This is a genomic window from Bacillus sp. MMSF_3353 (genome assembly GCF_030733445.1).
Classification (GTDB): domain Bacteria; phylum Bacillota; class Bacilli; order Bacillales; family Bacillaceae_G; genus Bacillus_A; species Bacillus_A wiedmannii.
The window spans coordinates 22,100-35,374 of record NZ_JASHJA010000022.1 but is presented as its reverse complement, the minus strand read 5'-3'; the positions used below and the strand labels follow the sequence as shown (position 1 = coordinate 35,374).

Below are 13,275 nucleotides of genomic sequence, written 5' to 3'. Positions count from 1 at the left end.
GCTTGTAAGATTTCTAAAAAAACTGATAATAATACTATATACAAATTAAAATTAACGCATAACTATCTTATAATAATTGTATAGTGATAGGAAATACAATTGTATATCAAACCTTTATTATAAAAATGAGAAAAGACCGATTGCTTTATCGGTCTTTTCCTTCCCAAAATTATATTTTTAACTAACGCTTTTAATTGAAATGTTTTTGCGTCACCATTTTAATTCTTTTTCACTTTATAATACCCTCTACAAAAAATTGATTGCTTCGGTTTGATCGCAATTAACAAAGAATTGTATATGTCTGAAGCAGAAATTATTGCGTTTATCCAACATACAAATAATAAGATTGACTTAAAATTGCCTGATACAAAAGATGATATAATGCCAGGAATGACCGATAGTACAATAATAGGTAAACTCATAAAGATCCAAAAACGCGTTTTGGATAGAATTGCATTTGTATTTAGCCAAAAAAATATTCCGCTGCAAGTTAAGCTAATATCCCCCATTTTATTTATAACAATAACGTGTAGATATTCATGAATGATGAAGACTAAAATACCTAAAATGATAAGATAAAATATATTAATATGAGTGAAACTTGCTCCAAAATAATACGGTATTAGAAAAATAATGATTTGAAGTACATATACAAACTTCATATAATATTTTCGGTGCCAATCATTTTGTATAAAAGGAGTCCATTCTGACAAATCCATACTTATTTGTGGTAAGTAACGAAACCAAAGTATAATAAGCTTTCTCCTCCCTTGTTTAAACTATTTCATACTTTTAAAAAATGTAATCCACTAACACTTAACCGTTAATTTTAGATACAAACTCCTTTATGCTTTTATTAAAGCTTAAGGTAATTCATTTACAGAATTATTAGAGTGAAAATTTAGTGTTTTCACAAATAAACACTTTCGACAAAATATTCCAAATCCCTTTTCAAATATGTTGTTTATAAAATGGTTCTTGCATGTACAACTTAATACATCTGTTTTCGGTGAAAAGCACACAATGCAAAAAAGCTTAGAACTTTAGCTCTAAGCTTTTTAATGATTTCATTACATTTTCGCTCCTTTTAAAGAGCGCTATTTTTTATCCATTCGGATTTACTCAATACATAATGATTATAAATTTGATTTTCTATCATCTGTTGACCCAAATAAGTAAATCTACATTTTTCAATGACCTTATTTGATGGTGCGTTGTTTATTAATGCAATTGCGTTAAGGACATCCACATTTGTATTTTTAAACAAATAATCAATCAGTCCTTTAGTTGCTTTCGTTGCATATCCATTATTATGATATTCACTTGAAACAGCATACATAATTTCTCTGTTCGGTGCAGGGAGTTCATCTTTCATGCCTGTGCAGCACCATCCAATAAATTCATTTGTGGTTTTCTTAAATATTCCTAGTCTTAATATGTGATCATCTATGTTAGTCGTAGTTCTCACTGCATTAAGAAATGCTTTATTTTCTGGTATTTCATAATTTGTAACCCAATTAACTCGTTGTTCTTTCGTTGATTTCCAGTCCGGTAAAAACTTTTCTATGTCCGGTTGATTTGCTATTTTATAAATACTTTCTGCATCTTTGACCGTAAACTCTTGTAGGTATATATCACCACAATCTATTTTAAATAGCTTAGTCAAACCCTCTTCTCCCATGTCTAATCCCCCTTACTTACGTTAAAGCGCCTTAATCTGCTTCGTAAGTTCCATAAACCGTTCATCTAGTTCTTTATATTCTTTGTCTTTAGGAGTTAAAAAGCTTAATTTCCCTAATACTTCTTGTCTTTCTGTTTCTAACGTTAAACGTAGCTCTTCAATTTCATCTCTTGTTTTCGTAGGTTCTTCGAGCTGCTTTTGTATCGTATTGTTTACAAACACAAGTTTTGCCGTAGTTGTTTTCTCCAAAAAATATCGATCGTGAGAAACGATAACAAGTGTTCCATTATACTCAGCTAATGTGTTTTCAAGCTGTTCACGTGATGGCAGATCAAGGTGATTCGTCGGTTCATCTAAAATAAGTACATCTTTTTCATCTAAAATATAAGCCATAAGCTTACATTTTACTCGTTCCCCCATACTCATATACTCAATCGGCTCTTTCCATTGAGAAGCTTGAAAACCTAAATGTTTCATTAAATTTTGAACTTTCCCTCTTTCTTCAAATGACTCTTTATAAAATAAATCTTCTGGTGTTTTATCAAGTGGTAAATCAAATACTTCTTGTGTTAAATAACCAATGTTTGCTGATGGTGAAATCCATACTTCTCCTTCAGCAGTTTCTGTTCCCATAATCATCTTTAGTAACGTTGTTTTCCCACTACCATTCGGTCCAATAATCGCAACCTTCTCACCGTGCTGAATTGTAAAATTAACGTTTTCAAATAATGTTCGTTTATTAAATTCTTTCCGCAATTGTTTTACTTCTAAGAAACGTTTTCCTACTTTTTTACTCGCTTGAATAGAAAATTCAACTGAATAATCTTCTTTCACACGTTCTACTTTCGTTTTCTCTAGCTCTTTTTCAAGACGTTTTCGTTTCGATTTAACTTGCGCGTCCATTCGCTTCGCCTTTACACGATAAAATTCTTTAACACCTTCTTGTTTTGTAGACTGCGCATGTGCCTTTTGTGACCATGAACTTAATTCTTTTATATGTGTTTCTACTTGTTCTATTTTCTTTTGTTGTTTTTCATATTCACGCTGTTGCGTCATTCTTTTATGTTCACGTGCTTTCATATAACTCGTATAATTCCCGCTATGATCAATTAATTTCTTATCCTCAATTGACCATATTCTAGTCGCAACAACATCTAAAAAATATCGATCATGTGATACGACGATAACTGTACCTTTCATATTTTTTATTTGTTTAATAAGAAATTCCGTACTCATCTCATCTAGATGATTTGTCGGTTCGTCTAATATTAAGACATTAGGATTTTGGGCAAACCCTTTTGCTAATCGAACTTTTAGCTTTTCACCACCACTTAAAGTAAGGAAATCATTCGTTGGCACGCCCCATTTCGCAAGTAGTTCTGCTTCTTTTGCAATCATATCCTTGCTAACGAAAGATTCTTTTTCTTGTTCAACATATGCAGTTGTCATATTCATTTGAAGCCATTCAACTGTACCTTTTGACGGTTCAATCTTCCCATTTATTAATTGAAGTAATGTTGATTTACCAGCCCCGTTTTTACCAATTAATCCGATAACATCCCCTTGTTTTACTGTCACATTCATTTTCTCTAACAAAGTATTTTCCTTTATTTCAACATAAACATCATTTAATTTTAATAGTTCTTTCATAATACCGATCCCTTTCATTAAGGGAGAATAAAAAAATCCTCCCAAATAAATTTGGCAGGATTAGTCGTTAAAATATTTATACCCAAATAAGCTATTACACAACATAAATAGCAATACCGTTGTATGGAAATTGGGCAGACTAATCCTATTTTTTAGAAATTGAAATTTATTGAATTTCAACATTTAAAAATAAGATTAGTTAATCATCGTCCACCCATCATTCCTTTCCGTCGTTAGTAACCATATTGTACCATGATAGTACTGTATGAGTAAATGCAATTATATGTGCTATTATAAAGTTTGCTTTCTTCAAGGGCTATTTATCATTTCTTAAATTCATTTTGAACAAACAGCATTTATTGTACTACTTGCTTTATATTTCCCCAAAAAGTAAAACCCTAAGTACCCCCTCTTATATAATTTTTATATAAATTTATGATTAATTATATGTTATTCGTTATCCAATAATATCTTATTGTTTTTCGATAAATTTTTATTGATTACTCTCCTATAATAAGATATTATATGTTTACAGAAAATATTAATATAAGGATTGAATTTATGGACAAAACATTAAAAATTACAAAATCAAATATTATTTTAAGGATCGTTCTCATCCCGATTATAGTAGGAGTAATTGTTGGTATACTAACTAAATTGGGGCAAGGTATACTTCCAGGAAATTGGAATTCATTAGTTAACCTAGGAAGCGTTTGGTTAGTTCCATCCTTTTTCGTGGCTAGCTTGAGTTATTCTAAACGTACAGCTATACTTTCTGGCATCCTTGCGCTACTCGGCATGATATTAGGCTACTATGGTTATGCAATAGTTATTAAAAATGTAGCTCACTCTATTTATTTTATATCTGTATGGATTGTATGTGCATTTATAGGAGGAACTATCTTTGGAATTGCAGGTTTTCTATGGAAAGATACTACAAATCCACTTCATAAATTCGGAAGCGCGCTTATTAGTGGAGTTTTTGTAACGGATGGACTTCATATTCTTTTACATTTTGAAGAATATAGTCACATGTTACCTGTTGGATATACCGAAGTGATAGTCGGCATTATCTTGATTCTTGTATTAGAACGCTCTAATGCTAATCGAATTTCTTCTTTCTTAATGATGGTTCCTATCATTATTTTAGGATTAATTGGATATAAATTATTAAGTTTGTTTGCTTAATATCATGGAAAAACAAAAGACTCATTCTATTATAATCCATAATACATATCACGAATTCAAACATTATACTTATTAATGTTGATACACTTATTCATAGGATGGATTCATGAAGCTATCTCTTTCAAAGGGGTGGCTTTTTTCTTACAAAAACTATTTATCAGCTTTTTATTAAATCCTTCTAATTTAACAATCGTATTTATTAGCGTGTCATTATACATACTAAGATGACCTTTTACCATTTCATATAATCGCTATAAAGTGAAACCTTAATCAATAGGGGTTTTCTTCATCCCCCACTGATTATTAGTTGAACCAATCGGACTTTTATGGGCAGCCCGACCCCCACCTAACTTCTTTGCTTTCGCTGAATTTTGAGGTAGGGGGTTTTACTGCCCATTAAAGCGGGATAAAATAAGGCTAAAAAACTTATCTCCACAGTTCTTTAGCCTAGATCACTTATTTACACATTAAAAAATATAATTCGTACAACGGTACCTTTACCAACTTCTGAATGGATTTCTACACTATGTCCTAATTGTTTCGTAATTTCATATACAAGATATAGCCCCATTCCAGTTGATTCTTTAAAATCTCTGCCATTTTCCCCTGTAAAGAAAGGTTTAAATACTCTAGGTAAATCTTGCTTCGGCATCCCCACACCACTATCGACAATTTCAAGTATAACGTTATTACCTTCCTTACAAGCATTTACTTTAATCTTCTCTCGACTACCAGATGAATATTTGATCGCGTTCGATAGTATTTGTCCAATTAAAAATTGTAACCATTTTGCATCACTTTCTACAATAATGTCCTTATCAATTTTAAGCTCTGGATATACAAAATTTCGGATAAAGAAGCGTTTATGTTCATGCACGGAATCATTCACTATTTTATGTAGCTGTACTTTTTCCACATGAAAATCTTGTGTAAATGCCTCTAAACGTGCGACATACAGAGCCATCTCTAATCCCTTTTTCAGCCTATCTGTTTCCTCATTAATACTTTCAAACCGTGGATCGACTTCATCTTGTGTAATTAATTCTATTACAGATAAAGGTGTTTTCATTTGATGTATCCACTGGTTCATAAAGGTTAAATGATCATTATTTTTTCTCTCTTGTATTTGCAGCTGATTTTGATAATGTCGATATTGCACCTCAAGTAAGTCCTGAAGCGCAGTAGATAAAACTGCAAAATCTGATTTTTGAACAGAATCATCCAAAGAATGCAACGGATTTGCTAATCGTTCATAGAACGTACGATGAGTAAAGTAACGAAATACTAAATAGCCTACCATAAAAAAGACACCTAAAAACATTGCATATAATGCCGTTGCAATATGGTTATGCCCGTCAAACCAATATACAAGAAATATGACTAGTAGCTGAATTATTGTAAAACAAATGAGCGGTATATGATCACGAATAAATAATTTTATCATTTCTCTATACCATTATCCCAAGTAATATGTAATCTATAACCGACACTACGAATCGTTTCAATTGCATCTTCAATCTGTAATGTTTTTAACTTTTTACGCACACGAGTTGTATTTACACTCAATGTATTATCATCAACATAAGATTCACTATCCCATAATTTATTTAATAACACTTCTCTACCCACAACACGCGGATAATTTTTCATTAACATTTCTAATAAAATAGCTTCATTTCTCGTTATATCAATTTCTTGATTCTTAAGCTTCAATACAAGCCTTTCGGGATATAAACAAAGACCTTGTTGCTCAACCATCCGTTCTTCTACTTTTGGTGCATAATCTCCGTAAGCACGTCTTAAATGACTACGAATTTTAGCCATTACAACTTCGTAATGGAATGGCTTTGAAATGAAATCATCGCCACCGTTTTCTAGCGCCATAACTTGATCCATTGTGCCTTCACGAGCCGAAATAAATAATATCGGACATGTAGAAACTCCTCGAATTTGACGACACCAATAGTACCCATCAAAACTTGGTAAATTAATATCTAATAAAACTAACTCTGGTTGTTCTTCTAAAAAAATGTTTAATACATTTTGAAAATCCGATACAATAATTCCTTCATACCCGTATTTCGCGACATGTGTTGATAATAGTTCTGCAATTTTCATATCGTCTTCTACAATCATAATTTTAACCATGTGTTTACTCCTTTTTCGATCCACAATCTTATATTCAATTATATAAAATAAATACTACCTTTTTTTATATAATCCGTAAATCAAAAAAGGATACTTTTATACAAAAGCATCCTTCTGCTATTATTCTTATTTAATATGAAATTCACTCAAAGTAAACCCCAGTTTCTCCACATAATTCATACCTAATTCCATCCGAGCAGTCTTCAGCGGATCCACAACTTGGCATACTTTTAAATCACCGGCAGCTGATAATAAAAGTGTTGCATCAGCTTTAGACATTTCTAATTCTTCATGTAAAAATGTCACCATATTACGTACAGCGCGATTCGCTGCATCATCTAACAATTTCTCTGAAGCAATCGTCATAAGTTTTTCTTTTTGGATCGCCATTGGTAGTGGCCATTTCTTTCCTTTTATAATCTGAACAGTTACCGTCACCTCACCAGCAACCTCTACTCCACTAACACCAATTTCACCATCACCCATCGCTGCGTGTAAATCGCCTAATGCTAATAGAGCACCAGGAACATTTACAGGTAATAATAATGTTGTCCCTTCTTTTATTTCTTTACAATCCATATTCCCGCCGTGATCATGCGGTGTGCCACATGAAATGCTCTCTTCTTTCGGCGCAGTACCAATTACACCAATCATTGGATTAATCGGGATTTGCAGTTCATTTGAAAATAAAACATGTTCATTATGTATCGGGACAATTTTCACGGTATTTTCATTTAGCTCTTCACCCATTACACCAAGATTCGTACCTGTAGTTAAAACACCTTGCTCTGCAATTTTTATCTTTTCAATCTTAACAACTAATATATCACCAGGTTCTGCACCAATGATATATACAGGTCCAGTCGCTGGATTAATTCGGTTCCAATCTAATTCTTGAAACGCAACATCTTCAGAATCAATTTGATTTTCAAAGCAATCATATGTTTCAAATACAAGACGACTCCCAATTTCTACTTCCATACATGGTTTGTTTTCTGGTGACATTGCGTAAATAATATGGTCTTTATGAATTCGATACATTTTATCTCTCCCCTTTTATATTAGTCTACAATTACTAATTAGCTTTTTTCACAAAAGCTCCTTTGAAAAATTAATAAATTTACATATAGAAAAGCACCTAGCTTATTTTCATACATACACTCTTTACTATAACAGGTAAAGAAAGGTGGTAGCACTATGCCCCTTATTCCATATAACGAAAGCGATGTTGATTTACTAGCTCGTTTAATTCGTGCTGAAGCTGAAGGAGAAGGTCGACAAGGTGAACAACTTGTTGGTTGCGTAGTAGTAAATCGTGTATTTTGTGATTGCTTAGATTTTAAACAACTTCGAACTGTACGTGATGCAGTATATCAAAGCCCTGGCGGATTTGAAGCAGTGCAATACGGATATTTTTATCAACGCGCGCGTGATTCAGAAAAAGACATCGCAAGAAAAGTTTTACAAGGTGAATGGCGCTGGCCAGCACGTTGGGCTCTTTGGTATTTCCGTCCAGTTGGTGTTTGTCCACCTGAATGGTATAACCAGCCATTTGTCGGGCAATTTAAAAGCCATTGTTTTTATGAACCACGTGGTGATGAATGTCCGAAAATGTATTCACGGTAGCAAAATATGAAACGCAAGTACTTAGCTTAGATCTCTGAGTACTTGCGTTTCCTTTATTTTTTAGAAATCTAATAATGTGATGAATTTTTCAATGCCTACTACATGTATTAATAACGGTATACGTGGGCCGCTAGACTGATTTATAATGAGCCTATATATAATAATAAATAATTGTTTTTGATTTTCTTTCATTATTTTTTTATTTTCATGATGACAAATCGAATACAATTGTTCCATTAAGTTAGAGTAATCTTTGTTAGAACGAAGAAGTATGGTGCAAGCTTCTACTAGCCACTCTTTCTGCTTTTCATCTAATGTGTTGTAAAACTCTATATTTCTCTCTTGATTTACAGCAATTAATTTTTCAGTTTGAAAGTTTCTAACCCAATACTCTGCCCGTTTGCTTATCGCTATCATATCCTCTAATGCATAATTCCTATCTATTTTTTCTAATATACCTTGTAAAATAGATGAATCAAAATTTAATAGCGGTAACGTTCCTGCTACTTGATTAAATTTCGGATATTCTTTAATTCTGCTATCAACTCTAGAAAGTTTAATTGCATCAAATAAATCTTCATTTTTGAGCGTTTTATTCTCATAACTTTCTTTCAATCGTTCATATTCTGTATAATTGCGAATCACATCTTCATCAAGACCGATATGAAAAGCTGCGTTTGGTCTATATTTAGCAAACATAAAAAGAATCACTTCTGGTAAATATACTTTTAACAAATCATTAGGTGTAATACTATTCCCTGAAGAACTTGACATTTTTTCATGATTCCCTTTAATTCTAATGAAATCATAAGCAACATAATGAGGAGCTTCACGATTAAATATTTTCATTGCAATTTCCTTTGATACATTATAACTACCCGTTTCCGAAGAATGATCTCTTCCGCCCGGTTCAAAAATAACATCCTCTATCATCCATCTCATCGGCCAATCGATTTTCCAATTCAGTTTCATTTTATTTGTATTTAATACCGATAATTCAGTTTGATTTCCGCATTCACATTTATATCGTACTGTTTTTAATACTTCATCAAAATGTGTAATCGTTGTTGCATCTTTCCCGCATTTCTCACAATATAATGTGACTGGATAAAAGCTCTCTCGCTCTTCTTCACTACACTCTCCTATTTTAAAACTCATTAAAATATCATATATTTCTTTTCTTTTATATAAAGCCTCTAATATGTTTTTGTTATATCTTCCACTTCTATATTCAGCATGTTGATATATGAATTCCACTTCAACCCCAAATACTTGAAGCGATTTCTCAAACTCTTTTTCAAAATGCTCTGCATAGGAGTTATGACAGCCATATGGATCTGGAATATCACAGTATGGCATACCAATATATTTTGCAAAAGATGGATCAATATTTTTAGGAACTTTTCTAAACCTATCATAATCATCCCATGAAAATATAAAACGAGTCTTTTTCCCTAAATCTTGAAGTGCTCTTACAACGAAATAAGTCGTTATTATTTCGCGAAAGTTCCCGATATGAATAGAACCAGATGGACTTATTCCAGATGCGCAAACAAAAGTTTCTTTATTTGGATGTTTTCTTATTAATTCATGTGCTACTTCATACGCCCAATACATATATTACTCACCTCAATTGATTTTTTATTTTCACACTTTCAGTTTTATGCAATAAAAAAACTCCCACCCCCAAGATTATTCATCTTGAGGACGAGAGTTATTAGCTTCGCGGTACCACCTCAGTTTGTTAATATGTCGCCATATTAACCTCTTCAGGTACGGCAAAATATGCGTATACCCTATCTCTATAACGGGAGAATCCGTCGCACCATCCCTAAACAAATTAGTTCCTTGCGCAGCTCCAAGCCTTTTTTCGTCAAGCTGTATACCGCTCTTTCTCAGCTACCAGAGCTCTCTGTACGTATTCTTTCTTAACTACTCTTCTCTTCCATGCCATTTTAAATATTAGTTTTTTCATATGATAATTTATAACACCTTTATTGTCAAACTTTTTCGAATAAAAACTCTATCTAAATAAATGCTTTATCGCTTCTAATTGAATTTTGTGGCTACACTCATCGCAACAATATGTTCCTTTCGGTTTCTCTTTAAATCGTTTATATTTTTCACTACCTTCGTAAACACGAAATACATTTTTGCAAGAAAAGCAAACAATTTCATAAAACATCATATGCATTTTCCTCTCCATGTTTATACATTTTTTTAATCACTTAAGAAAATCAGCTTTCTATAGTACAAATCTTAATATCCTCTGACTAAAAGGTTTACCTTCATTCTTATCGAATTATATAAATATCTTATAAGTTGAGGTGAACATCTTGATCAGTAATATAGAATTGGTTTTAGATGCTAAAGCAAGTTTAGCTGAAGGACCATGTTGGAATGAAAATATTGGAGCTGAAACTATATGAACCGTATCGATTACATAAGAAACGAAGAAAGGAAATATCATGACCTTTGCTATGAACAATACAAACTATTTGAAACTGGTTCTTGGCTTTATAAACCGGTTAAAACAGTTCTGGACTTGATGGATTACTTTGAAGGACAAACTAACTTACAAGTACTTGACCTCGGCTCTGGCGTTGGTAGAAATAGTATTCCAATTGCACAAAAAATAAAAAATGCTAGCGGCACTGTTACATGTGTGGACTTACTTGATTCCGCTTTAACAAAATTACAAACTTACAGCAAAGAACATGATGTATTTGAAGTCATAAAAACAGAACAAGCAGCTATTGAAAACTACTATATTGCCCCTAACACTTATAATTATATCGTTGCAGTATCAAGTTTAGAGCATGTTCAATCAGAAGAAGATTTAAAAAAAGTGCTCCATTCTATGAAAAAAGGTACAAAGATTGGTGGTATCAATTGTTTCATTATTAACTCGAACATACAAGAAATTGACTTACATACGAATGAAGAATTAGTTGCTTTAATTGAAATTAATCTTCCCACTGAAGATATGCTACATCTATTAAAAAGCATTTATAAAGAATGGCAAGAAATAAAAATTGAAATAAAAGAATTAGCTTATAATATAGTCCGAAACGAAAGAGAAATTCAATTAAAAACAAATGCTATAACATTTGTTTTTCAGAAATAAAACTATAAAAGGTAAGGTTTTTCCCTCATATATTCATAGAAACACCCTTACCTTTCAATTATAAATTCTTCATAAAATTGCTTCGTTATTAGTTTTAGCTTCATCTAAAACATTATTTTTATTAGAAATACTATTCAGCTATTAATTGAATTCATTCATTTATCAATAATTGCTTGTCGAGCTTTTTCTTTATCATCAAAATGAATAGTCGAATCCTTTAAAATTTGATACGTTTCATGCCCTTTCCCTGCAATCAAAACAATATAATTAGAAGATGCCATGTTTATTGCATGTTTTATAGCCAGTTCACGATCTACTTCTACTTTATAATTCAAATTATTATTCTGTGAAAATCCTTTTTCAATATCTTTCATTATTGCCTGCGGGTCTTCCGAACGTGGATTGTCAGAAGTAATAAAAACAAAATCGCTATAACTTCCAGCAATTCCACCCATTATAGATCGTTTTTTTGCGTCTCTATCTCCACCGCAACCGAAAACAGTAATGATTTTACCTTTTGAAAACTCGCTAATTGTAGAGAGGACATTTTCTAACGCATCCGGTGTATGAGCGTAGTCCACTATTACAAGGAAATCTTGGTTTTCGTCTATAATTTCCATTCTACCTTCAATGCTCTTTAAGTTACATAAGCTGTCACTAATGTTTGTAAGCGGAATACCTTCAACCAATGCAGCTGTTATTGCTGCTAATGCATTATAGACATTAAAGCGGCCTACTAGATTTAGATTGATTTCTATTTCTCCATTAAAGGAAGAAACTAAAAACTGAATTCCTTTTGAACTTAAAGTTATGCTCTTCGCTTGAACATCTGCACCGTTATTTATCCCATATGTAATCACTTCAGCAGAAGTAACTTTTTTAAAGTATTCTACCGATGGATCATCTGCATTCAAAATAGCAATTTTTTGATCTATAGTAGAAAAATCATTTCCTAATCTTGAAAAAAGAAGACCTTTTACGTGCTTATATTCCTGAAATGTTCCGTGGTAATCCAAATGATCTTGCGTTAAATTTGTAAAAACAGCGGTTTTAAAGTTACACCCTTTAACTCTTTCCATATGTAAACCCTGTGAGGTAACTTCCATAACACAATAATCTGTATTATGATTTTTCATCGTTTGCAAATTCCGCTGAAGTATCGGTGGTTCTTGCGTATTAATATCAGTAGGATACCATTTCGAACCAACTTTCACTCCGTTATTCCCCATAAGCCCTGTTTGAAATCCATAATCACTCAAAATCTTTTCAAGTAAATAGGAAGTAGTTGTTTTACCATTTGTTCCTGTAATTCCAATTAGCTTCATTTTATTAGATGGGTAACCATAGAAATGTGACGCAATAACTGCCATAGCGTATCGTGCATCTTTAACAATTATTTTAGGTATTTCAATATTTACATCTCTTTCTACAATTAACGCCACAGCGCCATTTTTCACTGCATTTTCAACAAATTGATGTCGATCTTCAAGAAAACCATCAATACCTGATACACATATAAATAAATTTCCACTAGTTATTTTTCTAGAATCCATTTCTAATCCCGTAATTTCTACATTCATATCTCCAATGGTTTCTTTAATCAATAACAAATCCGCCAGCTCTTTTAGTTTCAAATCCCTCGCCCCCTTACAAATTTCCCCTACTTATTTTACCGCTTTATGTAAAATAATGGTTTAAAATTCCATATTAGTCGGACGAAATTTAATCATCTTCAATAAACAAAAAAATAAAAGAGCACTTGTTTCCGCAAGTGCTCTTTTTGGGGATTTTGAGATATCCTATTAAAGAAAGTTAAGGTTACTTAAAGTTAATAGGTATTTCTATTATATGCTTG

The 13,275-nt window shown here is 32.3% G+C and carries 12 protein-coding genes and 1 other annotated feature; of the genes, 3 read left to right on the top strand and 9 right to left on the bottom strand.

The genetic code is table 11. The annotated features are described in order from the left end of the window. Nucleotides 1-218: 218 nt before the first annotated feature. The 3 genes from RBB48_RS25270 to abc-f form a co-directional block, all read right to left on the bottom strand. The gene (locus RBB48_RS25270) at nucleotides 219-719 is read right to left on the bottom strand and encodes a DUF3267 domain-containing protein (protein WP_088063560.1); all 501 of its coding nucleotides are present in this window, start codon (nucleotides 717-719) and stop codon (nucleotides 219-221) included. A gap of 368 nt (nucleotides 720-1,087) precedes the next feature. Further along, the gene (locus RBB48_RS25265) at nucleotides 1,088-1,681 is read right to left on the bottom strand and encodes a GNAT family N-acetyltransferase (protein ID WP_306008250.1); all 594 of its coding nucleotides are present in this window, start codon (nucleotides 1,679-1,681) and stop codon (nucleotides 1,088-1,090) included. A 21-nt stretch (nucleotides 1,682-1,702) separates the two neighbouring features. After that, nucleotides 1,703-3,331, bottom strand: coding sequence for a ribosomal protection-like ABC-F family protein (gene abc-f, locus RBB48_RS25260; protein WP_088063924.1), 1,629 nt, complete (start codon nucleotides 3,329-3,331; stop codon nucleotides 1,703-1,705). Nucleotides 3,332-3,892: 561 nt separating this feature from the next. On the opposite strand from abc-f, the gene RBB48_RS25255 reads away from it, so the two are divergent. Next, nucleotides 3,893-4,519 carry a DUF6518 family protein gene (locus tag RBB48_RS25255; RefSeq protein ID WP_306008249.1) on the top strand — a complete coding sequence of 209 codons (627 nt, stop codon included), beginning with the start codon at nucleotides 3,893-3,895 and terminating at the stop codon, nucleotides 4,517-4,519. Nucleotides 4,520-4,979: 460 nt separating this feature from the next. Here RBB48_RS25255 and RBB48_RS25250 read toward each other — a convergent pair whose 3' ends face one another. The 3 genes from RBB48_RS25250 to RBB48_RS25240 all read right to left on the bottom strand — a co-directional run bounded on the left by RBB48_RS25250 (nucleotide 4,980) and on the right by RBB48_RS25240 (nucleotide 7,708). Next, nucleotides 4,980-5,963, bottom strand: coding sequence for a sensor histidine kinase (locus RBB48_RS25250; RefSeq protein WP_306008248.1), 984 nt, complete (start codon nucleotides 5,961-5,963; stop codon nucleotides 4,980-4,982). Beyond that, nucleotides 5,960-6,667, bottom strand: a complete 708-nt coding sequence (locus tag RBB48_RS25245) for a response regulator transcription factor (RefSeq protein WP_088063556.1) — start codon at nucleotides 6,665-6,667, stop codon at nucleotides 5,960-5,962. The genes RBB48_RS25250 and RBB48_RS25245 overlap by 4 nt, the downstream gene beginning before the upstream one ends. Nucleotides 6,668-6,793: 126 nt before the next feature. Next, complete coding sequence (locus RBB48_RS25240) at nucleotides 6,794-7,708, bottom strand: acetamidase/formamidase family protein (RefSeq protein ID WP_088063555.1); 915 nt, start codon at nucleotides 7,706-7,708, stop codon at nucleotides 6,794-6,796. Between the two features lie 156 nt (nucleotides 7,709-7,864). On the opposite strand from RBB48_RS25240, the gene RBB48_RS25235 reads away from it, so the two are divergent. Then, a complete protein-coding gene (locus tag RBB48_RS25235) occupies nucleotides 7,865-8,293 on the top strand; it encodes a cell wall hydrolase (protein ID WP_088063554.1) in 429 nt (142 codons plus the stop codon). 60 nt (nucleotides 8,294-8,353) lie between these two features. Here the strand turns inward: RBB48_RS25235 and lysS are convergent, their stop codons facing one another. Beyond that, nucleotides 8,354-9,910, bottom strand: a complete 1,557-nt coding sequence (lysS, locus tag RBB48_RS25230; RefSeq protein ID WP_088610537.1) for a lysine--tRNA ligase — start codon at nucleotides 9,908-9,910, stop codon at nucleotides 8,354-8,356. An 83-nt stretch (nucleotides 9,911-9,993) separates the two neighbouring features. Beyond that, nucleotides 9,994-10,250: a binding site (T-box leader), on the bottom strand. A 66-nt stretch (nucleotides 10,251-10,316) separates the two neighbouring features. Then, complete coding sequence (locus RBB48_RS25225; RefSeq protein WP_000551050.1) at nucleotides 10,317-10,487, bottom strand: DUF2197 domain-containing protein; 171 nt, start codon at nucleotides 10,485-10,487, stop codon at nucleotides 10,317-10,319. 231 nt (nucleotides 10,488-10,718) lie between these two features. On the opposite strand from RBB48_RS25225, the gene RBB48_RS25220 reads away from it, so the two are divergent. Next, nucleotides 10,719-11,420 carry a class I SAM-dependent methyltransferase gene (locus RBB48_RS25220; RefSeq protein ID WP_306008247.1) on the top strand — a complete coding sequence of 234 codons (702 nt, stop codon included), beginning with the start codon at nucleotides 10,719-10,721 and terminating at the stop codon, nucleotides 11,418-11,420. A gap of 155 nt (nucleotides 11,421-11,575) precedes the next feature. On the opposite strand, the gene RBB48_RS25215 is transcribed toward RBB48_RS25220, so the two are convergent. After that, nucleotides 11,576-13,054, bottom strand: coding sequence for a UDP-N-acetylmuramoyl-L-alanyl-D-glutamate--2,6-diaminopimelate ligase (locus tag RBB48_RS25215; RefSeq protein ID WP_306008246.1), 1,479 nt, complete (start codon nucleotides 13,052-13,054; stop codon nucleotides 11,576-11,578). Nucleotides 13,055-13,275: the final 221 nt, after the last annotated feature.

Coding starts and splice junctions, on each gene's coding strand:
- RBB48_RS25220 (WP_306008247.1), top strand. CDS start 10,719: ATGAACCGTATCGATTACATAAGAAACGAAGAAAGGAAATATCATGAC.
- RBB48_RS25240 (WP_088063555.1), bottom strand. CDS start 7,708: ATGTATCGAATTCATAAAGACCATATTATTTACGCAATGTCACCAGAA.
- RBB48_RS25235 (WP_088063554.1), top strand. CDS start 7,865: ATGCCCCTTATTCCATATAACGAAAGCGATGTTGATTTACTAGCTCGT.
- RBB48_RS25245 (WP_088063556.1), bottom strand. CDS start 6,667: ATGGTTAAAATTATGATTGTAGAAGACGATATGAAAATTGCAGAACTA.
- lysS (WP_088610537.1), bottom strand. CDS start 9,910: ATGTATTGGGCGTATGAAGTAGCACATGAATTAATAAGAAAACATCCA.
- RBB48_RS25255 (WP_306008249.1), top strand. CDS start 3,893: ATGGACAAAACATTAAAAATTACAAAATCAAATATTATTTTAAGGATC.
- abc-f (WP_088063924.1), bottom strand. CDS start 3,331: ATGAAAGAACTATTAAAATTAAATGATGTTTATGTTGAAATAAAGGAA.
- RBB48_RS25265 (WP_306008250.1), bottom strand. CDS start 1,681: ATGGGAGAAGAGGGTTTGACTAAGCTATTTAAAATAGATTGTGGTGAT.
- RBB48_RS25225 (WP_000551050.1), bottom strand. CDS start 10,487: ATGCATATGATGTTTTATGAAATTGTTTGCTTTTCTTGCAAAAATGTA.
- RBB48_RS25270 (WP_088063560.1), bottom strand. CDS start 719: ATGGATTTGTCAGAATGGACTCCTTTTATACAAAATGATTGGCACCGA.
- RBB48_RS25250 (WP_306008248.1), bottom strand. CDS start 5,963: ATGATAAAATTATTTATTCGTGATCATATACCGCTCATTTGTTTTACA.